This is a genomic window from Kribbella sp. NBC_00359, from assembly GCF_036097425.1.
Taxonomy (GTDB): domain Bacteria; phylum Actinomycetota; class Actinomycetes; order Propionibacteriales; family Kribbellaceae; genus Kribbella.
Genome location: NZ_CP107975.1, coordinates 3,083,677 through 3,108,577 on the forward strand (window position 1 = coordinate 3,083,677; position 24,901 = coordinate 3,108,577).

25 protein-coding genes are annotated in these 24,901 nt (G+C 67.2%); 10 read left to right on the top strand and 15 right to left on the bottom strand.

The features are described 5' to 3' along the window. Positions 1 to 49 precede the first annotated feature (49 nt). The 3 genes from OG876_RS15100 (at position 50) to OG876_RS15110 (ending at position 3,135) form a co-directional block, all read left to right on the top strand. Entirely contained in the window at positions 50 to 514 is a 465-nt protein-coding gene (locus tag OG876_RS15100) for a pyridoxamine 5'-phosphate oxidase family protein (RefSeq protein ID WP_328525478.1), read from the top strand. Between the two features lie 68 nt (positions 515 to 582). Further along, positions 583 to 2,181 (top strand): alpha/beta fold hydrolase, encoded by a 1,599-nt coding sequence (locus tag OG876_RS15105; protein ID WP_328525479.1) that lies wholly within the window; start codon positions 583 to 585, stop codon positions 2,179 to 2,181. Between the two features lie 465 nt (positions 2,182 to 2,646). Next, entirely contained in the window at positions 2,647 to 3,135 is a 489-nt protein-coding gene (locus OG876_RS15110; protein WP_328525480.1) for a hypothetical protein, read from the top strand. Positions 3,136 to 3,292: 157 nt separating this feature from the next. On the opposite strand, the gene OG876_RS15115 is transcribed toward OG876_RS15110, so the two are convergent. Together OG876_RS15115 and OG876_RS15120 are read right to left on the bottom strand one after the other, a co-directional pair. Continuing rightward, positions 3,293 to 4,204 (bottom strand): alpha/beta hydrolase, encoded by a 912-nt coding sequence (locus OG876_RS15115; RefSeq protein ID WP_328525481.1) that lies wholly within the window; start codon positions 4,202 to 4,204, stop codon positions 3,293 to 3,295. 313 nt (positions 4,205 to 4,517) lie between these two features. Continuing rightward, positions 4,518 to 5,078 carry a DinB family protein gene (locus OG876_RS15120; protein WP_328525482.1) on the bottom strand — a complete coding sequence of 187 codons (561 nt, stop codon included), beginning with the start codon at positions 5,076 to 5,078 and terminating at the stop codon, positions 4,518 to 4,520. A 91-nt stretch (positions 5,079 to 5,169) separates the two neighbouring features. Between OG876_RS15120 and OG876_RS15125 the strand changes: the two genes are divergently transcribed. After that, a complete protein-coding gene (locus OG876_RS15125; RefSeq protein ID WP_328525483.1) occupies positions 5,170 to 5,859 on the top strand; it encodes a histidine phosphatase family protein in 690 nt (229 codons plus the stop codon). 23 nt (positions 5,860 to 5,882) lie between these two features. On the opposite strand, the gene OG876_RS15130 is transcribed toward OG876_RS15125, so the two are convergent. Next, on the bottom strand, positions 5,883 to 6,602 hold the full coding sequence (locus OG876_RS15130) for a hypothetical protein (protein ID WP_328525484.1): 720 nt from the start codon (positions 6,600 to 6,602) through the stop codon (positions 5,883 to 5,885). A 380-nt stretch (positions 6,603 to 6,982) separates the two neighbouring features. On the opposite strand from OG876_RS15130, the gene OG876_RS15135 reads away from it, so the two are divergent. After that, positions 6,983 to 7,501 (top strand): GNAT family N-acetyltransferase, encoded by a 519-nt coding sequence (locus OG876_RS15135; protein WP_328525485.1) that lies wholly within the window; start codon positions 6,983 to 6,985, stop codon positions 7,499 to 7,501. A 46-nt stretch (positions 7,502 to 7,547) separates the two neighbouring features. Here OG876_RS15135 and OG876_RS15140 read toward each other — a convergent pair whose 3' ends face one another. Next, the gene (locus OG876_RS15140; protein WP_328525486.1) at positions 7,548 to 7,898 is read right to left on the bottom strand and encodes a hypothetical protein; all 351 of its coding nucleotides are present in this window, start codon (positions 7,896 to 7,898) and stop codon (positions 7,548 to 7,550) included. Between the two features lie 135 nt (positions 7,899 to 8,033). Continuing rightward, positions 8,034 to 10,208 (bottom strand): MMPL family transporter, encoded by a 2,175-nt coding sequence (locus OG876_RS15145; protein ID WP_328525487.1) that lies wholly within the window; start codon positions 10,206 to 10,208, stop codon positions 8,034 to 8,036. A gap of 155 nt (positions 10,209 to 10,363) precedes the next feature. Between OG876_RS15145 and OG876_RS15150 the strand changes: the two genes are divergently transcribed. From OG876_RS15150 to OG876_RS15160, 3 genes are all read left to right on the top strand, one after another. Continuing rightward, the gene (locus OG876_RS15150; RefSeq protein WP_328525488.1) at positions 10,364 to 11,512 is read left to right on the top strand and encodes a sensor histidine kinase; all 1,149 of its coding nucleotides are present in this window, start codon (positions 10,364 to 10,366) and stop codon (positions 11,510 to 11,512) included. Further along, positions 11,509 to 12,165: a response regulator transcription factor gene (locus OG876_RS15155; protein ID WP_328525489.1), complete on the top strand. Its 657-nt coding sequence runs from the start codon at positions 11,509 to 11,511 to the stop codon at positions 12,163 to 12,165. Before OG876_RS15150 ends, OG876_RS15155 begins: the two co-directional genes overlap by 4 nt. A 269-nt stretch (positions 12,166 to 12,434) precedes the next feature. Then, a complete protein-coding gene (locus OG876_RS15160; RefSeq protein ID WP_328525490.1) occupies positions 12,435 to 13,385 on the top strand; it encodes a DUF3455 domain-containing protein in 951 nt (316 codons plus the stop codon). A gap of 106 nt (positions 13,386 to 13,491) precedes the next feature. Here the strand turns inward: OG876_RS15160 and OG876_RS15165 are convergent, their stop codons facing one another. The 9 genes from OG876_RS15165 to OG876_RS15205 form a co-directional block, all read right to left on the bottom strand. Then, positions 13,492 to 14,406 carry a type II secretion system F family protein gene (locus tag OG876_RS15165; protein WP_328525491.1) on the bottom strand — a complete coding sequence of 305 codons (915 nt, stop codon included), beginning with the start codon at positions 14,404 to 14,406 and terminating at the stop codon, positions 13,492 to 13,494. Between the two features lies 1 nt (position 14,407). Beyond that, on the bottom strand, positions 14,408 to 16,351 hold the full coding sequence (locus OG876_RS15170) for a VWA domain-containing protein (RefSeq protein WP_328525492.1): 1,944 nt from the start codon (positions 16,349 to 16,351) through the stop codon (positions 14,408 to 14,410). Continuing rightward, positions 16,348 to 17,751, bottom strand: coding sequence for a CpaF family protein (locus tag OG876_RS15175; RefSeq protein WP_328525493.1), 1,404 nt, complete (start codon positions 17,749 to 17,751; stop codon positions 16,348 to 16,350). Before OG876_RS15175 ends, OG876_RS15170 begins: the two co-directional genes overlap by 4 nt. Further along, on the bottom strand, positions 17,748 to 18,911 hold the full coding sequence (locus OG876_RS15180; protein WP_328525494.1) for an AAA family ATPase: 1,164 nt from the start codon (positions 18,909 to 18,911) through the stop codon (positions 17,748 to 17,750). Before OG876_RS15180 ends, OG876_RS15175 begins: the two co-directional genes overlap by 4 nt. Before the next feature lie 10 nt (positions 18,912 to 18,921). Then, the gene (gene cpaB, locus OG876_RS15185; RefSeq protein ID WP_328525495.1) at positions 18,922 to 19,746 is read right to left on the bottom strand and encodes a Flp pilus assembly protein CpaB; all 825 of its coding nucleotides are present in this window, start codon (positions 19,744 to 19,746) and stop codon (positions 18,922 to 18,924) included. Positions 19,747 to 19,771: 25 nt separating this feature from the next. Continuing rightward, positions 19,772 to 20,881 (bottom strand): TadE/TadG family type IV pilus assembly protein, encoded by a 1,110-nt coding sequence (locus OG876_RS15190; RefSeq protein WP_328525496.1) that lies wholly within the window; start codon positions 20,879 to 20,881, stop codon positions 19,772 to 19,774. Then, entirely contained in the window at positions 20,869 to 21,291 is a 423-nt protein-coding gene (locus OG876_RS15195) for a TadE/TadG family type IV pilus assembly protein (protein ID WP_328525497.1), read from the bottom strand. Before OG876_RS15195 ends, OG876_RS15190 begins: the two co-directional genes overlap by 13 nt. A gap of 109 nt (positions 21,292 to 21,400) precedes the next feature. Next, positions 21,401 to 21,583, bottom strand: a complete 183-nt coding sequence (locus OG876_RS15200) for a Flp family type IVb pilin (protein WP_328525498.1) — start codon at positions 21,581 to 21,583, stop codon at positions 21,401 to 21,403. Positions 21,584 to 21,683: 100 nt separating this feature from the next. Then, positions 21,684 to 21,869: a Flp family type IVb pilin gene (locus tag OG876_RS15205; RefSeq protein ID WP_328525499.1), complete on the bottom strand. Its 186-nt coding sequence runs from the start codon at positions 21,867 to 21,869 to the stop codon at positions 21,684 to 21,686. Positions 21,870 to 22,170: 301 nt separating this feature from the next. On the opposite strand from OG876_RS15205, the gene OG876_RS15210 reads away from it, so the two are divergent. Then, positions 22,171 to 22,881, top strand: coding sequence for an A24 family peptidase (locus OG876_RS15210; protein WP_328525500.1), 711 nt, complete (start codon positions 22,171 to 22,173; stop codon positions 22,879 to 22,881). A 175-nt stretch (positions 22,882 to 23,056) separates the two neighbouring features. Further along, positions 23,057 to 23,740, top strand: coding sequence for a response regulator transcription factor (locus tag OG876_RS15215; protein ID WP_328525501.1), 684 nt, complete (start codon positions 23,057 to 23,059; stop codon positions 23,738 to 23,740). A gap of 29 nt (positions 23,741 to 23,769) precedes the next feature. Here the strand turns inward: OG876_RS15215 and OG876_RS15220 are convergent, their stop codons facing one another. After that, positions 23,770 to 24,750: a VOC family protein gene (locus OG876_RS15220; protein ID WP_328525502.1), complete on the bottom strand. Its 981-nt coding sequence runs from the start codon at positions 24,748 to 24,750 to the stop codon at positions 23,770 to 23,772. Positions 24,751 to 24,901: the final 151 nt, after the last annotated feature.

Consider the following 24,901-nt stretch of genomic DNA (forward strand, 5'->3'; position numbering starts at 1 on the left):
GGCGTACTGTGATTGGGACGGTGCTTCGTGCATCGTGGGGGAGGCTGTCATGACCACAGCACAGGGTGACCTTGCACTTCTGCAGGACCCAATCGCGCAGGAACTCCTGGTATCCCGCCATCCGGCCCGACTCGCGTACACGTGGACGGACGGAACGCCGCGCGTCGTACCGATCTGGTTCACCTGGACCGGTGACGAACTCGTGTGCGGTTGCCCGCCGAAGGCGCCGAAGCTTCGGGCGCTGGATGCGGCGAGTGACGTCGCCGTCACCATCGATGACTCGACGTCGTGGCCGTACCGGGTGTTGTTGCTGCGCGGCACCGCAACTGTCGAGATGTACGACGACGTCGTACCGGAGTACGAACAGTCCGCCAACCGGTACCTGGGACCCGAGCAGGGCGCAGCTTTGCTCTCGCAGATGCGAGGGCAACCAATGGCACGCGTCGGCGTCAGACCGACGTGGGCGGCGGTGCTCGACTTCGAAACCCGCTTCCCCAGCGCACTGGGGATCTAGGCACTTATTGCCATCCAGGCCCTTGTTTCTGCCTGGGGTGCGGGTTCAGGATGCCCGAGGGAGGGCACATGAGAATCCGCCAATTGGTTGTTGCCGCCACAGTCTCGTCCGCGTTGGTCGCCGGGGTGATGTCGGTCCCCGTCGCAACTGCTGCGCCTTCGAGCCCATCTTCGACCAGCTACACACCGCCGCCAGTGCAGTGGGGTGCATGCACCGATCCACGCTTGGCCAGGGCCGGTGCTCAATGCGGCTACGTTGTCGTACCGCTCGACTACGACCATCCGAAGGGGACCAAGATCCAGCTCGCGGTGTCCCGGGTGATGCACAAGACGCCCGACTCGCAGGCGCAGGGTCCGATGCTGGTGAACCCGGGTGGTCCGGGTGGTTCCGGCCTGATCTACGCGATCCTCGGCCCGGCCATCCCGCATGGTGCCGGTGACGCGTACGACTGGGTCGGTTTCGACCCGCGTGGTGTCGGCTCGAGCAAGCCGGCGCTGAGCTGCATCCCGGACTATTCCGGCTACAACCGTCCGTTCTACGTGCCGGTCACGCGGAAGATCGAGCAGACCTGGCTCAAGCTGTCCAAGTCGTACGCGAAGGCTTGCGACGCCAACCAGCACGCGCTGCTCGGCCACCTCAAGACCACCGACTCGGTGCGCGACATGGAGAGCATCCGCAAGGCTCTCGGCGCACCGCAGATCAACTACTACGGATTCTCGTACGGCACGTACCTCGGCCAGGTGTACGGAACCCTGTACCCGAACCGCCTGCGCCGGGTCGTCTTCGACGGCGTCGTCAACGCGACGCGGGTCTGGTACAACGCCAACCTCGACCAGGACATCGCGTTCAACAAGAGCGTGAAGGTCTTCTTCCAATACGTCGCGGCGCACGACTCGACCTGGCACCTCGGCAAGACCGAGGCCGCGGTCGAGCGCCTGTACTACCGCGAGATGGTCAAACTCATCGGCCACCCGGCCGACGGCAAGATCGGTCCGTCCGAGTGGACCGACGTCTTCACCCAGGCGGCGTACTACGTGTACGGCTGGGTGGATGTGGCCGACGCGTTCGCCGCGTGGGTGCACAACCGTGACGCCTCAGGGCTGGTCGCGCTGTACGGCGGCCCGCCGTTCGACGACAACGGGTACGCCATCTACCTCGGCGTCTCGTGCACCGACGCCGCGTGGCCCAGCAAGTGGAGCACGTGGCAGCGCGACAACTGGCGCACGTTCGCCAAGGCGCCGTTCCTGACCTGGGCCAACGCCTGGTTCAACGCGCCGTGCTTCTACTGGCCGGCCAAGGCAGGCCGCCCAGTGAAGGTCGACGGTCGCGGGGTCAAGAGCCTCTTGATGATCAACGAGACGCTTGACGCGGCGACGCCGTACTCCGGCGCACTGCAAACCCGCAAGACGTTCCCGCACTCCGTCCTGATCGAGGGCGTCGGCGGAACCACTCACGCCGGTTCACTATCCGGCGTGACGTGCACCGACGACCGCATCGCGGCGTACCTCCAAACCGGAGCCCTGCCACCCCGCAAGCCCGGCAACCGCTCCGACGTCCAATGCGACCCGGTCCCCGCCCCCGAAACCCCAGCCGCTGCCGCCGCCAAGTCCACCTCAACCGGCACCGCCAAATCCCTACGAAACACCCTGTCCCCGAACCTCCCCTGAGATCCCTGGGCTGACGCCTGAAGCACGCTCGAGGAGCATCACGCCGCAGTAGCGACGTGATGCTCCTCTTGCTTGTCGGCCCGCCACAGCACATCGCCAGGCGATCGTCGGCACGCGGAAACGCAGACCTCACAGCCATTCCGGATAATTCTCGGGCGACAGCCTTTTCCAACAAGCATTTGATCGTGGCCACGTTTAGTGTTTAACCGCGTGCACAATGCCGCCATCCAGCGTCGCAAAGCTGCAAGTCTCGCGCGGGAAAGCGTTCTTCGAGGTGTTATGCAGCGAGAAGAGTGAAACCTTTCTGTGTGGTTTTGCGGGCTGGCGCAAAGGAAGAGGCGGTGCCAGACTCAAAGGGACGACCGAGTTCTCATTGCCGGCTATTGGGACGTTGCACGACCTGGCACCACGGTGCCGGCCGCCGCTGATCGCGGACCTGGCCGGCCGGGTAGGCAGGGGGACGAGATGCCCGACGATCCTAGCGTCCGCGCGGAGTTGCGCGCCCAAATCGAAACTCGGCGGGCGGGCATCGCTGCCTTCCTGCACGACGTCCGACCACGCCGCAATCGACTGACCAATATCAGCATCATCAGTAGTGCGATGGCGGCTGTTTTCGTGGCAGGCCCCGCCCTGGCCGGTCAGCCATTCACAGACACCGTCAAGCGAGACTTGTCGCTCAGCACCGGCGCCGCTGTTTGGAGGCCGCTCTGTGTGGCAGCGTTGATCGTCTCATTGGTGTCGGTTATCTCCAGTAACCTGAGCAAATCCCAGGACCTCGCAGCCCGCGTCACTGCCGCCGAGGTGTGCAGTACCGAACTCGAAGGTGTGTTGACGTCCCTCCAGTTCGGGCACCTCTCGGTGGACGATGCCGCCGAGCAATATCACCAATGTGTCAGCAAGATCCCGTTCGTCGAGGAGTTGCCGGCCGAGCCGCGATCGCCCTGGGCTCTTTGACGTCGACCTTCACGTGACGACGAGCGCACTTCGCGAACACCTCTCGCGACTGTGCGCACGCCCGGTGGGCATCCTTGGCCAGACGGGATCCGCCCTGTCGAATCAACCGCGACGGGCTCGGCTGCGGCCAGTGGAGCGCTGGGTGCGTTCTGTTTGGCTATGCGGTGATGTGTTCTGCGGCGGCGAGGTGGGTTGATAGGAGTTGGCCGGCTCTGTCGAGGGCGGCGGTGGCTTCGTCGAGGATCGGGTAGTAGGCCTGGAAGACGTGCGGCACGCCGGGGGTGATGTCGAGGGTGACCTCGACGTCGGCGGTGGCGGCTTGTTGCGCGAGGCGGACGGCGTCGTCGAGGAGTACCTCGTGACTTCCGGCCTGGATGACAAGGGGCGGCAGGCCGGACAGATCGGCGAAGATCGGGCTGATGAGACCAAGGGCGGTGTCTTGTCCCGGCGCGTAGTCGGTCACTCGGGCCTGGAGGTTCTCTCGGCTCATCAGGGGATCGACCTCGCCCTTGGTCTGCATGGTCGACCCGGCCAGCGTGAGGTCGACGTACGGCGACATGACGAAAGCCGCGGCCGGCAAGGGCAGGCCGTGATCTCGGGCGTTGATCAGCGTGGCGACGGCGAGCCCACCGCCGGCGGACTCTCCGGCGAAGACGATGTCCGAAGAGGCAGTGCCGTTCTGCAGAAGGGCCTCGTAGGCGGCAAGGGCGTCGTCGACCGCCGCCGGATACGGATGCTCGGGGGCGAGCCGGTAGTCGACTGAGATGACTTTGGCGCGCGTACGCCGGCCGACCTGCGAGGCCAGGTCAGCGGAGAGGAAGGCGTCCCCGAGTACGTAGACGCCGCCGTGGAAGTAGAGAACAACGTGGCGAGGTTCGACTCCGTCGATAGTGATCTCGGCGGTTGGGACGTCGCCCAGCGTGGCTGCGGTCACGGTCACGTCGGCGGGCAGCGGCTGCGCCGAGAGCAGCTCCCGGAGCAGCCGGCGTTGCTCGTTGAGATCGATATCGGTGGGGAAGGCTGACTGTCGCAGTATTGCGTCGAGGTTCTCTCGCTGTTCGGTGCTCACGGAGAAACTCCCTTCGGGTGGGTTGGTTCGGGAGCGGTCCCCTGCGGGCTCGCCACCGTCAATCCACCGCTGAGGTCTCCTGCCGGAGAGGCGGGCCACAGCCAGGCTCGCCGTACGGCAGGTGAGGAGGCATCACCTGATCCCAGTGATTCGCACGACCGGACGTGGTCACCTCGCGCCCTCCCACAGGACGACGTGAGGGCAGAACCACTTGGCGGCCTCCACGTCCCCAGTCCTCCCACTGGACGCCGAGCACCTCGCCCCAGAAGGTGCAGGTGAGTCAACCGTTGCCGGCCGCAACAGTCGGGCCGGGCTATTCCCCGGTGGCGCCGTCGATGGCTTCGCGGAGAAGGTCCGCGTGACCCACATGGCGCGCGTACTCCTCGATCACGTGCTCGAGGATGAACCGAACATCCGTGTCCCCGAACTCCGGGTTCGGCACAATGCGTACGACGTCTTCGGTCACCTTCGCGAACACCTCCCGCGACTCGTCGCACGCCGCCAGGTAATCCGCGTAGACATCCTTGGCCGGCGTGGGATCCGCCTCATCGAACCACTCGCCACCATCGCGTGTGGCAGCGCTCCGATAGGGAAAGAATCGAGGCGTCGTGTCCGCCAGCCTCCGCTTAAACCAGTACCGCTCGACCCCCTGCACATGACGCATGAGCCCCAACAAAGTCAACTCCGACGACACCAAAGGCCGCTGCCGCAGCTGAGCCTCCGAGAGCCCTTCGCACTTCCACAAGAAGGTCGCCCGGTGATACTCGAGATTCGAGCTAATCACCTCCACCCACGACCCCGACAACCGACGCGCAGGCCTAACGATCCCCTCGATCACAACACCACTCACTCCGCAGCCCTCCATAGCCGTCATCGGTTCGCCCCCTGAGCAACGCCTGCCTACCCCTCCGATGCCCCAACCGCCCGCAAATCGACAAGACCGAGGAAACTTCCGCATCAGACTCGTGAGAGGCTCCGAGCCTGCAAAGGTGGGTCGAAGGAGCGGAATGAGACACATCTACCTCGTCACGCATCCCGAGGCACAGCATCACGTTGACGGCATCGTTGGAGGCTGGCACGACTCAGATCTGACAGCCCGCGGGCGCCTGCAGGCCGAACGCATCGCCGAGGTCCTGGAGAGCAGGATCGGACGTCAGCCGGTCGAGGTCTACTCCTCTGATCTGCGTCGAGCCAGCCAGGCGGCAGAGCGAATTGCTCGGAGGTTCTCCGTCGAGGTTCAGACTGATGCGCGGCTTCGCGAGAGGTCCAACGGTGAGGCAGACGGGCGTCCCCAAGCGTGGCTCGCCGAGCGCCGCATCCCACTTCCGGAGTACGGCGATCGCCTCGGCCACCACGACGGACCAGCTGGTGCGGAGACACGAATGGCATTGGTCGAACGCCTGTACCCAGCCCTCGACGACATCCTCCGTCGACCAGTCGCGAACCAGATACTGGTGTCTCACGGGTCGGCATCGAGCTACCTGATTGCTGCCTGGATAGGCATGCCGATGATGTCGACCGACCGGGTCTTCTTTCCTCTGACTGCAGGCGGGATCACCACCCTCCTCCGCAACGACACCCACTTCAGCCATCAGGTTGTTTCTCTGAACGAGACCCAGCACCTGCAGGGTCTTGGAGAGCCACCACTGGCGTGACCTTGGCCCCTCATGCTGGAGTGTCAGTCGCTTGTGGCGGTTGGGGGTGTGCGGGCCGCGTCCGGAGCCGGTGCGGCGTGCGGCGGGACGGCAGGTGCCGGTGGTGTCTGCCGCGCCACGCGCAGCATCGCGATGACGGCGCCGATGAGCCACAGGGCGAAGGCCACAGATGCGATGCCGCCGCTCCAGAAGCCGGACAGGCACAGTACGACGACGGCGTAGGACACCCAGACGGCCCACGTCGGCAGGACGCGCGCCTGTTGGGTGATCCGCGTCGTGACGGCGACCAGCACACCGCAGCCGATCAGCCCGGTGAGGCCGAGGACTTGCCCCGCCATGCCGAGCGCGCGGACGGTGTTCGGGTCGGCGGTGAACTCGTCCGACCACGCCGCGAACGCGCTCGACACATCGAGTGAGACACCGGTGATCGTCAGTCCACCGAACAGCGCCGCGGCCGGCACGGTCGCGTGCGCGAGCGGGTCGCCGCCGGACAATCGGTCCAGCACTCGCCGCAGACCGGTGGAGAACCAGAGCAGCAGGGCGACCCCCGCAGCGAGCACGGGCGGCGCGAAGCCGGCGGCGGCCTGCCGCGCGTCGTCGTTGAGCCTCTCGAGGATGGCGGCGTCCGACATGCCTGGGTTGTCGACGCCGACCAGGTAGCCCAGCGCCACCCCGACGACGAGCAGCACGATCGAAGCGGCGCCCGCCCAGCCCGCGCGCCGAAGAGCTCGTGACCCGTCCATGCCGCCTCCCACGGTCGCGGCCACGGGTGAGCCGGAGGTGGTGCAGACACCAAGATCCGCCCCGCGGCGCGAAGTAGCGCCAGTCCGAGTGTGCCCGCGTACCAGGCCCCCAGCAAGGGCCGCGACGGACCTCGGTGCCGGGCGTTACCGAAGGTCAAGTACGTGCGTTGTGCCGCCAGTCATCGGCCGTGTGGAAGCACGAGAACCGCCAAGCGAACGGAGGTTTGCCGGGCAGCGGCGGCGGAGACGGGCTGCGGGAGCGTACGCGGGTGACGGGGGCCGTGACGAGTGGGTGCCGACGCGGGCGTGCTGTTTGGCCTTCTCGTTCTGTTCGCGTTAATGGTTCGCCTGGCGGGCCGCTGGGGTCGAGGATGGCTGCGATGACTACTACTTCCCCACGAGCGGTTCGCTTCGTCGAGATGACCAGTACTGCGTTGAGCGCGTTGCTGGCCGACGACCGTGCCGCGGCAGAGACCGAGCTCGGCTTCCCACTCGGCGACGAGTTCCTGACTGACCGGGCCAAGTGGCTCTGGCAGTACCGCCTCGATCAGCTGACCCGGGATCCCAGCACCTTCGGGTGGCTCGTCAAGCTCGTCGTGGCCGACGGGGTCGTGGTCGGCTATGCCGGTTTCCACGGTCCACCGGACGAGGCCGGCATGGTGGAGATCGGCTACACCGTCGACCCGTCGTACCGGCGACAGGGTTTCGCCAAGGCGATCGTGACCGCGCTCCTGGATCGTGCGGCAGCCGAACCCGCAGTACGGACCGTGCGCGCCACGATCAGCCCCACCAACCAGGCATCGCTGGCCACCATCGCCGGCTTCGGCTTCGTCCAGAACGGCGAACAGTGGGATGAGGAAGACGGCCTGGAGCTCATCTTCGACCGCCCCAGCCGCTGACCCGACCGTGGCTCGCGGGCCAGTCGCTGCATCCGTGAAGTATCCCCTAGGCCACCTTGGCGATCTTGCATTCGATGCCTGCCGGTCCAATGGGAGCTTGCGCCGGGGTGGTTCCTCCGAACGTGGTCGTGCCGCGAACCTCAAAGGTCTGACCGCCGATCCTCTGGTGAGAGGCCGCATCCAAGACGTCGACGGTCACTGAATAGTTCGTCGCGTCGCCTGTAATCGTGCCGCTGATCGTTACCGTGCCCTGCGATCCGACTGTGTTCACCTGGCAATCGACGTTGGTGCGGTAGCTCTTCCTGTCAAGGGACGGACTATCCACTCCCGGCACACCGAGCAAGTGGAGTACGGCGAAGACGCCCACCAACGCCAGCACACCCAAGGCGATGATCATGACAATCTTCCGCCGGGGGCGCCGAGGCGGGCCATATTCATCGTTGGCCATGGTCCACTCGTGCGTCGGCATCCTGTTCCCCCGTAACCCCGATCGATCCTGATAGGCGCATTTAGGCGCCGCTCAGCGTACATCTCAAGAGGGTCTGGCTTGATCTGATGAGTCTCTGCTCTCCCACGCCCCCGGCTGATGCAGCGCCGCCACGTCCTGAGCCTGGCTGACCGGACTCTTCCACCAACGCCAGTTGAACCAGGCAGGCATCCACCAGTTCGCGTCGCCCAACAGCTTCATCAAGGCTGGTACGAGAACCAGTCGCACGACTGTCGCATCGATGAGGACGGCAGTGGCCAGGCCCAGGCCGAACATCTTGGCCGTTGGGTCGTCGGCCAGAGAGAAGCTGACGAAGACCGCGATCATGATGAGCGCTGCCGAGGTGATCACGCGGCCGGTCGTGGCGATGCCGTGGATGGTGGATGCGGTGTTGTCACCGGTCCGGACGTACTCCTCACGGATCCGTGTGAGCAGGAAGACCTCATAGTCCATCGAGAGCCCGAACACCACGGCGAACATGAACATCGGGATGAACGGAAGGATCGGAATGGTCGACTCCAGCCCGATCAGCTCCGCGGCCCAACCCCACTGGAAGATCATCACCATGACGCCGAAGGACGCGCCGATACTGAGCAGGTTCATCAGCGCGGCCTTCAGTGGTACGACGACCGACCGGAAGACCACCGTGAGAAGTACGACGGACAACAGGATCACCGCGCCGATGAACCACGCCAGCCGATCGTTGACCTTCGCACCCACATCCGCCTGGGTCGCCGTCTGACCACCGACATGGGCCTTCGCCGGGCTGTCGCGTAGGACCGAGGGGAAGACCTCCGCGCGAAGCCGCTGGACCGTCGTCATCGTGGCATCGTCCTGCGGTCCGGTCGTCGGTACGGCGATCATCGTCGCGACGCCGGCCGCGCTGTTCACCGAAGGAGGTGCGACCGACGCGATGCCCCGATCGGCCCGGACTGCGTTGAACAGGGGTTGTACGACGATCGGATCTCGAGAGACGTCGACGGCGATCACCAGCGGACCGTTGCTACCGGCACCGAATCCCGCGGCGACCAGGTCGTAGGCCCGGCGCTCGGTGCGTTGCACGGGAAGCGCGCCCTCATCGGGCGTACCGACGCGGAGTGCGAGCACTGGTGCGGCCAGCGCCAGGAGCAGGACGGTAGCGCCGACGGCGTACGCGGTGGCGTGCTTGGACACATGCCCACCCCAGCGCAGCCAGCCCGAACCGGCGGACGACTGCACCCGGCGTACCCGGAGGCGGTTGATCCAGTGCCCGGCCAGACCCAGGAACGCGGGCAGCAAGGTGAGCGAAGCGAGCACCATGGTCAGCACGATCAGCGAGATGGCAATCCCGCCGGCGGTCATGAATGGCACGCCGGCCACCACCAGCCCGAGGATCGCGATGACTACTGTGCCACCGGCGAAGAGCACAGCCTGCCCCGCCGTGGAGACAGCACGCCCGACCGACTCCTCGACCTCCATCCCGCGGGCCAGGTTCTCGCGGTGCCGGGTGACGATGATCAGCGCGTAGTCGATGCCAACGCCGAGCCCGATCATGCTGCCGAGTACGGGCGCCCAACTGGGCAGCTCGATGAGATAGGTGACCAACGACAGGGAGCTGATCGCCAGCGCGAGGCCGAACACAGCCATCCCGACCGGCAGCCCCATCGCGATGATCGATCCGAACGCGAGCAGCAGGATGACGATCGCGGCGATCAGCCCGAACGCCTCGCCGAGACCTGGCTGGGCTTCCTCGAACGCGTAGAAAAGATCCCCGCCCAGCTCGATCCGCAGCGGCGATTCCACCGCCGTCAGGGTCTTGAGCTGCTCGAGGTCGCTCGGCTCGAGCTTGTCGAGCACCGGATACTGAAGCTTGATGAGCCCGACCCGGCCGTCGGGCGAGATGACGGGATCGGCCGCCTCCAGCACGTGGGGCAACGAAGCCGCAGTCGACCGGATCTGCGTCAGCGCAGCCCGCAGCTCGGGTGCGTTGAGCGTCGCGTGCTCGTCGAGCGGAGTCACGACCACCTGCGCGGTCAGCCCGGCCTGATCCGCTCCCGCGGCTGACAGCAGATCGGTCGCGGACTGCGAGTCGACACCAGGTGCTCCGAACGATTCCTCGAGTTTCTTGCCGAAGGCGCCGGATGCCGCGATCACGAGCGCCGCCACCACCAGCCACGCCCCGATCACCACCCACGGCCGACGTGCGGCGTACCGGCCCAGTTTGTACAGATTCGACCTCATCACAGATCCCTTCAGCGAGAGTTGGACTCATCTTGTGGCCGTGGGGCCGGCCACCACCTCAGGCGATGAGGCGGACTTCCCTCGGCCGATCAGCCGGGTCGCGTCCCGTACTTTGAGCCGATCCGCTCGGCGCCCGGAGTCCCTACGCTGTGGGCATGGTGAGAAACGCGCTCCGCTCGCTGCTGGCCGAGCCGCGAGCGCCCGACGCGCCCAGGCGGGTGTGGCGCGACTGGGTGCTCGTCGCCGGCCTGCTGACGGCCGTCGTTCTCGAAGGTGTACTCCGTGAGGACGTGGTCTGGAGGCCCGTCGCGCTGGTGCTCGCTGTGGCAACCGTGTGCGCCCTCCTATGGCGTCGTACCCACCCGTTGGCCGTGGTGGCCGCCGTCTTCGGAGCCCTGATAGTGGTCAACATCGGGACCTTGATCAGTGGGGACGCGACCTTCGGCCTGTACTCGATGATCTGCGTGGTGCTGCTGCCGTACTCACTTGTTCGCTGGGGATCCGGCCGCGAGATCCTGATCGGGCTGGCGTTCATCCTGGTGGCGCTGGTGCTGGGAATCATCAGTGACTTCACCGGGTACGGCGAAGCCGCCGCCGGCAGCATGTTCCTGCTGTTCCCGGCGACAGTCGGGGCCGCGGTCCGCTATTGGTGGTCCGCCCGGGTCCGCGAGCTGGACCAGGTGCGGCTCCGGGAGCGCGAGCAGTTGGCCCGGGAGCTGCACGACACGGTCGCTCATCACGTCTCCGCCATCGTCATCCGGGCCCAGGCCGGCCGAGCCGTCGCGGCCACCCGCCCGGAAGCCGCGGTCGATGCGCTCGCCATCATCGAGGCGGAGGGCACGCGTACTCTCGCCGAGATGAGGACGATGGTCGGCGTACTGCGCGATGACGGAACAGCGGCGCTGGCTCCACAACCGGGAGTAGCCGACCTGGAGCGGCTCGCCCGCAGCGTCGGGGAGCGGCCGCGGGTCGAGGTCGAGGTGTCGGGCGACCTCGACGACCTCGGACCAGCGGTCGGCGCCGCGATCTATCGCATCGCGCAGGAGTCGATCACGAACGCCGTACGGCATGCTCGGCAGGCAACTCGCATCGACGTTCGGCTGATGTCGTACGACGACTCTGTCCGCCTGACCGTCCGCGACGACGGAGAGGCCACCTCGGCGCCCCGGAACTCGCTGGGCTACGGCTTGGTCGGGATGACCGAGCGGGCCACGCTACTCGGCGGCACGTTCGCCGCGGGACCCGATCCGGGCCGGGGTTGGTCCGTCGACGTGGTGCTGCCGCGATCGGCGGTCGGCCGATGACGATCCGCGTACTCGTCGCCGACGACCAGGATCTCGTCCGTACCGGACTCGCGATGATCCTCGATGCGCAACCCGGTATCGAGGTGGTCGGTCAGGCGGCCGACGGCCTGGAAGCGGTCCAGTTCGCCCGCCGGCTGCGGCCCGACGTGTGCCTGTTCGACGTCAGGATGCCCGGCCTGGACGGGATCGGGGCGACCCGCGAGCTCGCCGGCCCCGGCGTCGACGACCCACTGGCGATCGTGGTGATCACCACCTTCGATCTCGACGAGTATGTGTACGGCGCTTTGAAGGCCGGCGCGCGTGGATTCCTGCTCAAGGATGCCGGCCCCGATCTTCTGGTCCAGGCGATCCACGCCGCCGCCAACGGTGACGCGCTGATCGCGCCGAAGATCACCGCACGGCTGTTGGCCGCGTTCTCCGAACCACCTGCCGGCCGCGCACCGGTCCAACCGGTCGATCCGCTCACGGCCCGCGAGGAACAGGTCCTGATCGCCGCGGCCACCGGCAGGACCAACGCCGAGATCGCGGCGGAGCTGCACATCAGCCTCAGCACCGTGAAGACTCACCTGACCAGCGTGATGGGCAAGGTGGGCGCCCGGAACCGGGTCGAGATCGCCATGTGGGCCTACGAAACCGGCCGCATCAAGCTCTAGCTCACCTCGTGGGTGAGGCGGGTGCGGACTTGGGACCGGTGATGGCGGGATTCAAGTCAGGAGTCCCACGTGAGGGCTACCGCTCGTCGAGGCGGCTTCATCCTTCACCATCGGGCCCTCGCGCGGCACGCACGCGGAACCGGTTCGGTTCACCTGGGCGGCTGTGAGGTTTGCCGCAGGTTTCGGTTGGGCGCCGGCCGGCAAATCGACGTACTTCCTGACGTGGGCCGTGCACAAGCGTCGGCCGCAGATCCGGAAGGACAATCACCATGTCTAGCAGCACAAAACGCCGCCTGGCCCGCGGTATCGGCGCAGCCCTCGTCGCGACTGCCGCGTCCACCACGCTCGCCGTCGGCGCGGCGTCAGCTAACAGCCGGGCGACACCGCCGGCGGGGATCACCGTGCCAGGCGACCCGACCGCAGCACCCGCCTCCTTCGTCGCGAGCCTGGAGGGCCGCAACGAGGTCACGGGCGGCGATCCGGACGGGCGGGCGCTGGAACTCATCGGCATCCAGGGCAACACGCTCAGCTACTCGGTGTCCTGGCGCGGCATCAGCACCCCGACCGAGGCAGCCATCCACGCCGCCGGTCGAGGAGCGGACGGGCCCGTCGTCGTACCTTTGTTCACCAGGCCGAGCGGAGGGGGTAGCTTCGCCTCCGGCAGCGTGACCGTCAGCGACCCGACCGTGCTTGACGCGTTGCGCTCAGACCCGAGCGGCTTCTACACCGACCTGCGAAACGATGACTTCCCGAATGGCGCCGTACGTGCCCAGCTACACCAGCTCAGTCACGCGGTCAGCACGACCGGAGTGGCGGCAGTGCAGGAGTCGGTGGTCTTCGGCAGCCAGATCTACGCCTGCACCGTGCAACGCGACGGCTCGTTCGCCTTCACCCAGAACAACGTCGAGGCACGCCTCACCGGCGGCATCCACCACACCTTCGTCCAGCCGGCCGCCGGCCCGCCGCAGTGGCAAGCAGCCGACGGCAGCGCTGTCACCGGCAAGGTCGTCTCCAAGAACGCCAACGGCGCGGGCAACATCGCCGAACTGGACCTCGACGCCACCCAGATCGGCGACTCCTCCGGACTGCTGTCGAACGCCGTCGAGGTGCTTCGCCTCAACACAGTCGGCGGCGTCGCGCCGACCGGTACCTGCGACCCGCAGGCCACGCCGCTCGTCAACGTCCCATACCAGGCCGACTACGTGTTCATCAACGGCTAGCCACTGCGATCTGAAGGAGTCGCCGCGCGCCCACATCTGACGCGACACTGGTTCGATCGGCAGGATGGCCTCGACCCCTTGAGCTAGAAGGGGTCGAGGCCATCGTCTACTTCCCGAAGAAGACGTGGATGATGCTGATCACGCCGGGGCCGATGATGACGACGAACATGGACGGGAACAGGCAGAACACCAGCGGGAACAGGATTTTCACCGGCACCTTCTGGGCCTTCTCCTCGGCACGTTGCCTGCGCCGCAGCCGCATCTCCTTCGCCTGTTCACGCAGTACGTCGGCGATCGTGATGCCCAGCTCGCCGGCCTGCACGAGCGCGGACACGAACGATCGCAGCCCGGGCACGGTCGTCCGGTCGGTCATCGCGCGCAGAGCCTGCGATCGCGACTTGCCGATCTGGATCTCCTGCAGCACCCGGGAGAACTCGGCAGCCAGCGGGCCGGTGGTGTTACGGGCGACCTGCGCCAGTGCCGCGTCGAATCCGAGCCCAGCCTCGACGCAGACCGTGAGCAGGTCGAGCGCGTCGGGCAAGGCCTTCTGGATCTTCTCCTGTCGCTTGATCCCGGTGTTGTACAGCAGCACGTCAGGCAGGAAGAAGCCGACGGTCCCCGCCACGGCAGCGCCCACGATGAGCAGGCCGATCGTCTGAAGCCCGTACAGGCCGCCCAGACTGCCCAGGATGAACAGACCCAGGCCCTTTGCCGCCAGGACTCGGTCGGGCGTCAACCCCGACGGGTTGCCGGCCAGGTCGAGCCGGTGCTGAAGCGTCGTACTGATGCCCGAGGGCGACAGACGTACGGCGACTCCGCGCAGCCAGCCTGGCAGTGCGGCGAACGGATCACGCTTCGGCTCGAGCTCCACCGGTGCGTGCTGCGTGTAGTGACTGTCGATCGTGGCGAGTGCCCGGGCCACGCCGCCTTCGGTAGTTCGCGCGGTGATGCTGATGACTGCCAGGACAATGGCGAGGCCGAGCGCGGCGACTCCCGCGATCAAGAGCACGGTCGGGTTCATCTCATGCCTCCACCTTGATCAAGACGCGAATCCAGAACGCGCCCACGATGATGAGTCCGACGCAGGCGGCGACCATCATGACGCCGATCGGTGTGGTGAACAGCGGGCTCATGTACTGCGGTTTGCTCAACGTCAGCCACGCACCGAGCGCAATCGGCAGACTGACGATGATGTAGCCGGACAGCCGCCCTTCGGCACTGAGCGCCCGGACGTGGCGGCGGGTCTGTGCGCGTTCGCGCATGGTGTCGACGGTGTTCGTCAGTACCTCGGCCAGGTTGCCGCCGACCTCCCGTTGGATCCGGGTGGCCATCACGACCCAGCGCAGGTCCTCGCAGTGCATCCGGTCCGCAACGTGGGTGAGACCGTCCTCGAGATCGACACCGATCCTGGTTTCCGCGAGTGCCCGGGAGAACTCACTCGCGGCCGGTTGCGCGCCGTCTCGTACGACGGCATCGATGGCCTGAGCCAGCGAGAACCCGGAGCGAAGCGATCCGACGATCAGTTGAAGCACATCGGGGAGTTGTTCGCCGAAGGCGGCACGGCGGCGCCCGATGCGGATATTGAGGAAGACATGTTGGGCGAGCCATCCGACGAGAAGTCCGATCGGCAAACTGAGCGGCGCGTTGACGCCCACGAGCATCAGGGCGACCCCCAGCGCCACACTGCCGCAGAGGACCAGCGACGCCCATTCGGCGGGCTTGCGCTTGACGTCCGCGAGATCGAGCCGCTTGGCAAGACCTTGGTCCGCACCGCTGGACCGCAGCACCTGGGCGACGAGTCCGACCGCGGTCCGCTCGGTAGCGCCCTCCACCTCACCGGTGTTGTGCTCGTCGCGGCGTGGCCCGTACTGGCTGACCTTCTGGATCAACCGACGCGCAGTGTCTTCCCGGGAGCCCTGCCAGCGCAGGAGTACGACGGCGAGCACCACGATCAAGAAGACGCCGGCCAGCAGCGCGAGAAGCTGCCAGGACCAGACGGTCTGGTGCGACCGAGCCGGCTGTGCGGCGTTCGTCGGTGCCGGCGCAGGAGTTGGCGGAGTGACTGCGGCAAAGGTCACCAAGGTCTTGGCGCTGACCGAACCGATGGCGACCCGGAGTATGACGCTACGGCCGGCCAATGCGTCGGGCACAGTGACGTCGACCTTGGCGCGCGCAGTGAAGTTCCGCGCCACGGCAGCGAAGGCCGCAGTCAGCTCACCGGCGTTCTGCGCGGTTAGTATCCGTCCGCCCGCGGCCGACGCGATCTGCTGTGCCGCTGATGCGTCGCCACTGCCGTACCGGAATGCGACGACGTCGGCCGGGACGCGATCCGCCGCGAGCTGCCTGGTCACCGACGTGAGATTCGCCTTGCTGGACGTGTCGACACCGTCCGACAGCACGACCAGCCTGCGCTGGGCTGACGAGCCGAGGTGGGCGGCATCGAGGGTTGCGACGGCTGCGCGGACAGCGTCGTACAGCGCTGTGTTGCCTGTGGCCTGCACGTGCGCCAATGCCGCACGCACCAGAATGCGGTTCGTCGTCGGCGAGACCAAGAGACGGGGCCGGTCGGAGAAGGTGATCAAGCCCGCCTGTACGTCGTTCGGCAGGCTGGCAAGGTAGCTGAGCGCGGCCTGACGCGCCGCGGCAAGCCCCGAGCCGGCCATCGAGCCACTGGTGTCCAGCGCGATGACCACCGCGCGCGGCGGGGCTGCTGTCATGGTCGTGCTGCTCACTGGCGTCACCTGTGCCGGCAGCGAGGTGCTGCCGGCCTGGACGCGCACCGTCTTCGAGTCCAGCTTTCCTGACACGTTGGCGGTCGTGAGCACGAAGCCGGCATGGCCATGGCTGACCTGCACAGAGTCGATCCGTGCCGACGGAGCGCCGTCCGCGTGCGCGATCCCCGGCAGCACCACTGCCAAGCCGAGGACTACGACACCCAGCCAGAGGATGCGTCGCGCGATCGTCATCGGTAGACCTCTTCCACGCCGAACATCCGCGGCGGCAGGTAGACGCCGCGATCAGCGAGCCGCTCGAGGAAACCTGGGCGCAGGCCGGTCGACCGCAGGGCGCCGCGGAAGCTGCCGCGCTCGTCGACGCCCGCGCGGAAGTCGAACTGGAACACGTCCTGGAGGGTGATGACCTCACCCTCCATGCCGGTGACCTCGGTGATGTGCGTGATGCGACGTGTCCCGTCCTTGAGGCGGGCTTGGTGCACGATGAGGTCGAGTGCCGAGGACATCTGCTCGCGGATCGCCCGCTGTGGCAGGTCGACGCCGGCCATCAGCACCATGGTCTCCAGCCGGGACAGCGAGTCGCGTGGTGCGTTGGAGTGCACGGTCGTGATCGAGCCGTCGTGGCCCGTATTCATCGCCTGCAACATGTCCAGCGCGGCGCCGTCGCGGACCTCACCGATGATGATGCGGTCGGGGCGCATCCGCAGGGAGTTGCGCACCAGTTCGCGGATCGCGATCTCGCCACGCTTCTCGACGTTCGCCGGACGCGATTCGAGCCGCAGTACGTGCTCCTGCCGCAGCTGTAGCTCGGCGGCGTCCTCGATCGTGACGATGCGTTCGTCATCGGGAATGAACGACGACAGCACGTTCAGCGTCGTCGTCTTGCCGGAGCCGGTGCCGCCGCCGATCAGGACGTTCAACCGGCCCCGCACGCAGGCCTGCAGCAGTTCCGCGACCGGCCCGGTCAGCGTGCCGAACGAGATCAGGTCGTCGACCGTGAAGGGGTCGGCGGCGAACTTCCGGATCGTGAGCAGTGACCCGTCCAGCGCGATCGGCGGTACGACGGCGTTCACCCGGCTGCCGTCGGGCAGCCGCGCATCCACCATCGGGCTGGCGTCGTCGACCCGGCGGCCGACTCGGGAGACGATCTTGTCGATGGTGCGACGCAGGTGGCTCTCGTCGGTGAACGCCGCGTCGACCGGGGTCAGCCGCCCGTCGCGTTCGACGTAGATCTGGTCGTGACCGTTGACCATGATCTCGGAGACGCCGGCATCGCGCAGATACGGCTCGAGGGGGCCGTGGCCGAGGATCTCGTCGGCGACCTCCTGCGCGACGCGCGCACGGTCGGCCGCGGTCATCGGGGTGTCATCGCGCTGCAGTACTGCCTGCAGGGTTTGCGTGACCTGCTGTTCGAGCTCGTGCTGGTCGAGGTGAGCGTCGTACAGCTTGGGACCCAGGCTCTCCAACAGACCCTGGTGCACGCTGCGCTTCACACCGGCGAAGGGGTCGGCGTTCCGTGCTGCACGGCGCGGTACGTCGGCGGACGTCTGCGGACTCGGTGAGCTCGTCGGCACCGTCCGGGACTGTTGCCCAAGGGGTGCCTGGCGCTTGGCCAATCGTTCGGACAGGGTCATGATCGCCTGCCCGCGCCACGGCGTGCGAACGCCTTGGACCTCGTCGCAACGGGTCGGTCGAGCAGACGTTCGTGGGCGAGCCGAGTGATCGCCTGGCTGACCGGATGAGTCGGGGTCGCGATCACGATCGGAGTGCCCTTGTTAATCGAAATGGGGACGTTGCGGCTGGACGGCACGTGCCCGTTGATGGCACTACGGACCACGCGCTCGACATCGCCCGAAGACAGTCCGACCTTCGAATCGGAGCGATTGAGCACCACTGTGCGGATGTCGCGCGAGTAGGACAGCAGGTCGAGCATGTCCAGCGTGATGCGCAGATTCTTCAGTGCCGGCGTGTCCGGTGTGGTCAGCAGGACATGGTGATCGGAGACGTCCATCGCGGTCAGCACGTGCTCGCTGAACTGCGCAGGCGTGTCGACCACGACGAAGTCGAACATTCCGCGCAGTACCGTGAGCAGCTCGCCGACCAGCGCGGCGGGAATCTTCTCCGCATCGCCGGGGGTCACGGGCGCGAGCAGCATGTCCAGCCCGGGCCGGTACGACGTCAGCAACGACACGGCGCCCGTCGTGTCGAGATGGCCGGCCATCGGCAAGGCGTCGCTGATCGTGCGGACAGGGTCGAGCTGAACGCTGATCGCCACGTCACCGAAGGCGAGATCGAGGTCCACCAAGCAGACCCGGTTGCCGTCGGTCGCCGACAGCGCCGCGGCCAGGTTGATCGCGATGGTGGTCTTGCCACACCCGCCCTTGGCCGCGAACACCGTGACGACCTTGCCCTGGTGTTCCGGTTCCGGCTCGTCGTTGACACGCACCCGGCCCGACAGCGTCCGTGAGCGCTCGCACGCCGCGACGAGCGCTACAGGGTCGCCGGCGGCAACCACCTCCCGCACTCCGGCTCGAAGTGCCTCCGTGAGCAGGTCGACGTCCACGTGCTCGCGGACCAGGATCAGGCCGGTGGCCGGCCGCTCCAACCGCAGGTCCGCGGCGAACCGCAGGGCGGCCCGGGCGTCGGCATGGGGTCCGACCACGACGAGATCCTCGGCGGCGTCGTCGTTCAGGGCGCGGAGCGCGGCATCGAGGTCGTCGACCGACCGAACGTTCGCACCGAGGTTCGAGATCAGGTCGTCCGGCGCAGCGGCCGGCTGGCAGAGAATGGTCATCGCAGTGCCCTCACTTCTTCCTAGGCTTCGGCGCCACCGGGAACAACGGCTCGTTGTGGTCCTGGACCCTGACCTGGGCGGACGGACCGAGCAGTGCCAGGTACGGCAGCGAGGTTTGGGACAGCTGGATCAGGCGCTCGGCGTCGATCTGATTCGCGGCGAAGGTCACCAGCGTCAGGTCGTTCTGCGCCGCGGCGCCCTGCGAGAAGGAGCTGTTGCTGGTCTTGGCATCGTCTTGCGGCGCACCGGACGTGGCCGGGCCGATCGCGATCACGCGCACCTTCGGGATGACGACCGCGGTTTTGGCGACGGCCTTGCCGCCGCCCTGTTGCTTGTGCTGGCCGGTGCAGTTCGGCTGCGCGCTGACATCGCCGGTGCTGCCGGCGACGACCGTACCGAAGACGGCGACGTCCGAGCCGGCCTTCACATTGCCGGCAACCGCTTCTGGGCTGCAGAGCGTGATGGTGACAGCCACCTTGCCTTCGGGAATCGCCAGTCCGCCGGTGGCCTGCGCGGGAGTCACCAGCATCGACTTCAGGAGCAGCTGGCCCGGGCTGAGGTCGGACGAGGTGACGAGGGACTCCTGCGCCGGCGTGATGTCCGTGACGGCGTCTGACGACACCGAGGAGGCCGGCAATGTCTCCTTGTTCAGTGATGCCTTCGCGTCAGCGGCGGAGGTTCCGGACGGAATCGCCTTGCCTACAACGAGAACGGTCACTGCTTGCTGTCCGGCGACGGCGCGGGCGTCCGCGCGATCGACGTACACCAGCACGGCGGCTGTCCCGAGTACGGCCAGCGCGACCGCCAGCACGATGGTCAAAACTCGACGTTTCATGGTTCTCTCTCTTCTGCTGGCGGTACTAGCCGGCGAGCCTGACGGCCGCGGCGCCGAAGTACGTGCCGGTGCCGACGGTGGTCGACACAGGCACCAGGGCCTGCGTGAAATGTCCGTAGATGCAGGACGGAGTAGTGCCCCCGTTCGGGCAACTGCTCTTGGTGAACGGCGAGGGGATCGCGTCCTTGAGCGGGTTCATGTTCGCGTAGCCGGTGAGGACGAAGGCGGCCAGTCCGACGAGGTGGTACGTCGCACCGCTGCCGCTTCCGGTGGTCGTGTCGAAGATCGGGATGAAGATCGGTGCCCCGCTCGCGACGTACGACGTCAACGTGTCCTGACACGCCTTGGAGATGCTCTTGCCGGGGTCGCTGCCCGCGATGACACCGCTCAGCGTGATGTCGATCTCGGCCATGCATCCGCCAGTGTCGTTCAGCCAGCCGAACTCACCGGGGGCGCTCAGACCCGCGCAGGTGGGCGCGCTGGGCGCGTCGCGCACGAAGATCCGGACGTTGGTGCCGAAGGTCGGCGGAGTACCGCCGGTCGCCTGGGTCCAGGCACACAACGAGAGCGTCATCGCGAGCGAGTGCGAGGTCTGTAGGGCCGGTCCCCACATCGCGCGAGCGCAGGCGTGGACCGTACTGCCTTGGTAGCCGGCGTTTCCGGTCAACGCGCGGGCGAACACCGGCGGCAACAGCGAGGAGCCGCCCGATGTCTTCGTGGCGGTGTGGACATCGACGTAGTTCGTCCCGGTCGCCGGTGCGCTCGGGCAGTCGACCATGGTTCCCGAGGGCGCCGGACAACCCGGCAGACCGCCTTTGATGTCATGACCGCAGACCAAGGTCACCGCCGACACGCCGTCCTTCGCGTTGAGGTTCGCGTAGGTGGCCGCCGTACCGGTGGTGCACGCCGGCCCGGTGAGGCAGCTCTTCGCGACGGCGAGCGAGCCGGCGTCCGCGCCGTTCTGCAGCTCGGCACGCTCCTGGTACAGCCGTCCGACATCGACGGTCAGAGCAGCCATGCCGAGCAGTACGCCGGTCGCGAGCAGCATGCCGACCAGGACCCCGAAGGCACCCCGGTCGTCGGTGCCGAGCAGCCGCATCATCGGACGGACGAACGGTGGAATCAGGTTTCGCATGGCATGACTCCCCGGGCGGACAACGTGGTCTGGCCACTCAGGCCGGTGCCGCCGAAAAAGCCGACGAGATATCCGAGGCCCGGCGTGAACTGGAAGGTGAAGCTGGCTTGCACGGCGCCGTTGCTGCCGGGGCCGGCGCCGACCGGGCAGGCCGACTGGATCGACACGCCGACGGGGCTCAGCCCGGTTGCGGCTGCCTGCGTGCGACTCGCCACGTTCGGCTGTCCGAGTGCGACGAGCCGAGCGCCTTCGCGCGCGGCCTGGGTGAGCGTCTGCTGTGCGTTGAGCATCCGGCCGAAGTCGATGATGCCCATCACGATCAGCAGCAGCAGGGGAAGCAGAAGCGCGAACTCGACAGCGGTGGCGCCGCGGTCCGCGCCGCTGCCCCCATGTACCGGCGAAGGGAGCATGCGGCGTACCCATGCCGTGGGCCGGATGCGAGATACGTGGCCGTGGTGAGTTTCCCCGCCGCGCTTCCCTCGTCTCGGATACATGAGTTCTCCGGTTCCTGAAGGTCGATCAGAAGGCCCCGATGACGCCGGTGTACAAAGCGGCGACCAACGGGCCGAGGATGATGACAGTGGGTACGACGACGAGCACGATCAGCGCGACGATCAGGCCGTACTCGATCAGGGTCGCGCCGCGATCGTCGCGTATCACCTTGCCGGCAAGGGTTCTGACGAACCCCGCGAGACTGGGCATCGGAACTCCAACCTGGCGAGGCGGCGGCGGCCCGGCCGTCCGGCCGGGCCGCACCACCCCCTGCCATCGAACGGAGTGGATCGGCAGATCGCTCGATCGGTCAGAGGTTGCCGGCGACGTTGGTGAACAGGGTGACAATGGCCGGGCCCAGGATCAGCAGCGCGGGAACCACGATCATCGCGATCAGCGCGACCATCAGGCCGTACTCGATCATCGTGGCGCCGCGCTCGTCGCGACGCGTCTGCTGGATGGCGGTCTGCACGTAGGTGAGCAGGTTGTTGAGCATGGGAACCCCTTCGGTTGGCGGCGGGTGCGGGACCCACCCGTTGATCGAACGGCGACCTGCCGATCGGTACCGAAACAGTGCGGGATCGCCGGCGTGGCCCGGCATCGGTCAACCGGCCAGACAGCGAAGAACGATCGACCGACAACGGCGGAGACCACGCCGACCGACCGACAGGAGACGACAGGTCTGTCGGTCGTTCGGCTGACACCGTCGGCCGGTCAGCCGGCTCCGCGGCTCCGGTCGGCCGGTTCTGCGGTGATGTGGTTTCTTCGCGCGTGAGGTGCGCCGTACCTTGGCCGGCATGGACATCGCGTGGATAGTTGCCGGGGGCACCATTGGCTTCGTTGCCGGATTGCTGCTGCGCGGCACGGTCTTCCGGCTGTCGGTAGCTTCAGGCGAGCCCGCCCCCACCAGTTGCGCGCGCTGCGGGACCGGGGTCGGCGGACGTTTCGCGATCCGGTGTACGCAGTGTCGTGGCTGGTTCGGCGCTCCGTTCGTCCTCGAGCTGGTGACCGCTGCGGTGGTTGCCCTGCTGCTGGGGCGGTTCGCCGGTCTTCCGGATGCGGCCCCGTTCGCCTTCATCGGCGCGCTGGGGGTCGCGTTGGCCGCCATCGACATCGCAGTCCAGCGGTTACCCGACCGGTTGACACTGCTGCTGTACCCGGGTCTGATTGCGCTGTTCGGACTCGCGACGGCGGTCGACGGGCATCCGTCGCACCTGCTGCGCGCACTGCTGGGCGGCCTGGTGCTCGGTGGCGGCTACTTGGTGCTGGCGGTACTGAGCCGGGGGCAGCTCGGTGGCGGAGACGTCAAGCTCGCCGGCGGAATCGGCATCGCGCTCGGCTGGCTGGGCTGGCCGACTCTGCTCGTCGGCGCGTCCCTGGGCTTCGTCCTGATGGGTGTCGTGAGCCTCGTGCTGCTGATCGCACGCCGGATCACGCTCCAGCACAGCATGAGCTTCGGCCCGTTCATGCTCGGCGGGGCACTGGTGGCCATCCTCGCCGTCGCGTGATGGGGGAGTCCCGCCGCGTTTGGGAAACTTTTTCACCAAGTGTTCAATTGTTTCGGCGAAAAGCACCTACTCGAATTCCGTAACGGGTTGTAGGTGGCTGCCGATCATCGGTTCAGTAAGTGAAATCCATTCATGTCCGGCTGGGGGCCACAGAAGAGTCCGGCGGGGGCAAGTGATGCACAGCTCGATCAAGGTCGTCGTCATCGACGGCCACACACTGACCAGGTACGGACTGATGAGGCTCGTCAGCATTGACGCCGACATCACCGTCGTCGGCGAATGCGGCCTCGCCGCGGAGGCGCCCGCACTGGTCGAGTCCGCCCGGCCGGACGTCGTGGTCCTGGATGTCGCTCTGCCTGACGCGGACGGCCTCCGGCTCGCCCGTGAACTCCGCGACCGGCACGCCGAGCTCGGCATTGTCGTACTCACGGCCCAGGCGGAGGACGACGTACTGTTCAGGGCGCTCGAGACCGGCGTCTCCGCTTTCGTCGACAAGACCGCCCCGAACGCCGAAGTCCTCTGCGCGATCCGGCACGCCGCCGTCGCGGCCGCTTCCTTCACCGCGACCGGCCTGATGCACGCGTTGGCCCGTCGCGGCCAGGTCGCCGGTGGACAGTCTGTGAGTGATCCGGTGGCGGTTTGTCTGGCGCTCAGTCCGCGCGAGCAAGAGGTCCTGTCCCTCCTGGCCACGGGTCGTTCTGTGCCCGAGATCGCCGGCGCGATGTTTGTCAGCCTCTCGACGGCCAAGACCTATGTTTCCCGCGTGTACGAGAAGCTGGGCGCCGTCAACCGAGCAAACGCGATCATGATCGCCCTCGGGCTAGGCCTGATCACCCCAAAGCTCCCCGCCTCGGCCTAGCCCACCTCCTGGAGACCGTTGGCGTCGGCTCACTCGCCCTTGTAGCAAAGGCAGAACGGGTGGCCGGCGGGGTCGGCGTACACGGGGCAGCTGCCGCCCTGCGGCGGTAGCCGTGTCCCTCCGAGCTCGAGGGCGAGACGTTCCTTCCCGGCCCGGTCGTCGAAGCCGATGTCGAAGTGCATCTGTGGCGGGTATTCGGGGTCGGGCCAGCGTGGTGGTCGGTAGTCGGGGACGCGCTGCAGGGCGAGCATCGGCAGCCGGTCGTCGTCGCGGGCGATCACGATCCGGTCGGGTGAGTCTTCGACCGTACGCGGCATGTCCAGCACGGCGCCCCAGAACCGCGCCAGCGGTCGTGGATCGGTGCAGTCGATCACCACGCGGACGAGCGTGCCGAATCGGTCCGTGGGTTTGGTGAGGCCGGGGTACAGGCAGAAGGGATGGCCCACCGGGTCGGCGTACACGCGCCAGCCGGGGAAGTCCTCCAGCTTCGTCGCGCCGTGCTCCAGCACCGCGTGCTCGGCGGCCTCCAGGTCGGCGACGAGCACGTCGAGGTGGATCTGCGTTGGGTTTGCCGGGTCGCGCCAGCGTGGAGGGCGCATCCAGCCCTCGCCTGGCCCGATCCGTCCATGGGTGAGCATCGTGTAGAACGCGCGCAGCTCGTCCTCTCGCTCCTGGGGGCAGCCCACGACGACCCAGAACCGTCCGTCCTGCTCGTCGGAGTCGACCGACGTACCGACGACCTTGGCGGCCTCGTCGAGCACCACGCTCACGAACGCCTGTCCACGGTTGCCGACCAGGACGACGCGGACCATGTGGTCGTTGACCTGCCGCGCACGGCCCACCGTCCGGTCCGAGCCCGCGAGTTCCTCCACATCTGGCTGCCACGCCTCGGCGATCCACGGCCCTGGATCCCACCCGACGAGACCGCTGACCGAGTTGGCCGCTGGTACATCCGCTTGCTCCAACGCGTCGACCCAACGGCATGCAACTTCGACGAGATCTCGCGGCATCTCCGTAGTCTCACGTTGGCAGGCCACCCGATCAAGACTCGCCCAGCCTGGGGTGCTGGACCTGCACCAGCGAATTGGTCAGCGGCCTCGCGACCTGAAACCGGACGTCAGGGGCGTGGTCAGGGGCGGTCTCGAACAGCGGTCCCTGGAC

Bases quoted from the DNA above. Each gene is read 5' to 3' on its own strand.
- OG876_RS15100 (WP_328525478.1), top strand. From the start codon at position 50: ATGACCACAGCACAGGGTGACCTTGCACTTCTGCAGGACCCAATCGCG.
- OG876_RS15105 (WP_328525479.1), top strand. From the start codon at position 583: ATGAGAATCCGCCAATTGGTTGTTGCCGCCACAGTCTCGTCCGCGTTG.
- OG876_RS15110 (WP_328525480.1), top strand. From the start codon at position 2,647: ATGCCCGACGATCCTAGCGTCCGCGCGGAGTTGCGCGCCCAAATCGAA.
- OG876_RS15120 (WP_328525482.1), bottom strand. From the start codon at position 5,078: ATGACGGCTATGGAGGGCTGCGGAGTGAGTGGTGTTGTGATCGAGGGG.
- OG876_RS15130 (WP_328525484.1), bottom strand. From the start codon at position 6,602: ATGGACGGGTCACGAGCTCTTCGGCGCGCGGGCTGGGCGGGCGCCGCT.
- OG876_RS15135 (WP_328525485.1), top strand. From the start codon at position 6,983: ATGACTACTACTTCCCCACGAGCGGTTCGCTTCGTCGAGATGACCAGT.
- OG876_RS15140 (WP_328525486.1), bottom strand. From the start codon at position 7,898: ATGATCATCGCCTTGGGTGTGCTGGCGTTGGTGGGCGTCTTCGCCGTA.
- OG876_RS15145 (WP_328525487.1), bottom strand. From the start codon at position 10,208: ATGAGGTCGAATCTGTACAAACTGGGCCGGTACGCCGCACGTCGGCCG.
- OG876_RS15150 (WP_328525488.1), top strand. From the start codon at position 10,364: ATGGTGAGAAACGCGCTCCGCTCGCTGCTGGCCGAGCCGCGAGCGCCC.
- OG876_RS15155 (WP_328525489.1), top strand. From the start codon at position 11,509: ATGACGATCCGCGTACTCGTCGCCGACGACCAGGATCTCGTCCGTACC.
- OG876_RS15160 (WP_328525490.1), top strand. From the start codon at position 12,435: ATGTCTAGCAGCACAAAACGCCGCCTGGCCCGCGGTATCGGCGCAGCC.
- OG876_RS15165 (WP_328525491.1), bottom strand. From the start codon at position 14,406: ATGAACCCGACCGTGCTCTTGATCGCGGGAGTCGCCGCGCTCGGCCTC.
- OG876_RS15170 (WP_328525492.1), bottom strand. From the start codon at position 16,351: ATGACGATCGCGCGACGCATCCTCTGGCTGGGTGTCGTAGTCCTCGGC.
- OG876_RS15175 (WP_328525493.1), bottom strand. From the start codon at position 17,751: ATGACCCTGTCCGAACGATTGGCCAAGCGCCAGGCACCCCTTGGGCAA.
- OG876_RS15180 (WP_328525494.1), bottom strand. From the start codon at position 18,911: ATGACCATTCTCTGCCAGCCGGCCGCTGCGCCGGACGACCTGATCTCG.
- cpaB (WP_328525495.1), bottom strand. From the start codon at position 19,746: ATGAAACGTCGAGTTTTGACCATCGTGCTGGCGGTCGCGCTGGCCGTA.
- OG876_RS15190 (WP_328525496.1), bottom strand. From the start codon at position 20,881: ATGCGAAACCTGATTCCACCGTTCGTCCGTCCGATGATGCGGCTGCTC.
- OG876_RS15195 (WP_328525497.1), bottom strand. From the start codon at position 21,291: ATGCTCCCTTCGCCGGTACATGGGGGCAGCGGCGCGGACCGCGGCGCC.
- OG876_RS15200 (WP_328525498.1), bottom strand. From the start codon at position 21,583: ATGCCCAGTCTCGCGGGGTTCGTCAGAACCCTTGCCGGCAAGGTGATA.
- OG876_RS15205 (WP_328525499.1), bottom strand. From the start codon at position 21,869: ATGCTCAACAACCTGCTCACCTACGTGCAGACCGCCATCCAGCAGACG.
- OG876_RS15210 (WP_328525500.1), top strand. From the start codon at position 22,171: ATGGACATCGCGTGGATAGTTGCCGGGGGCACCATTGGCTTCGTTGCC.
- OG876_RS15215 (WP_328525501.1), top strand. From the start codon at position 23,057: ATGCACAGCTCGATCAAGGTCGTCGTCATCGACGGCCACACACTGACC.
- OG876_RS15220 (WP_328525502.1), bottom strand. From the start codon at position 24,750: ATGCCGCGAGATCTCGTCGAAGTTGCATGCCGTTGGGTCGACGCGTTG.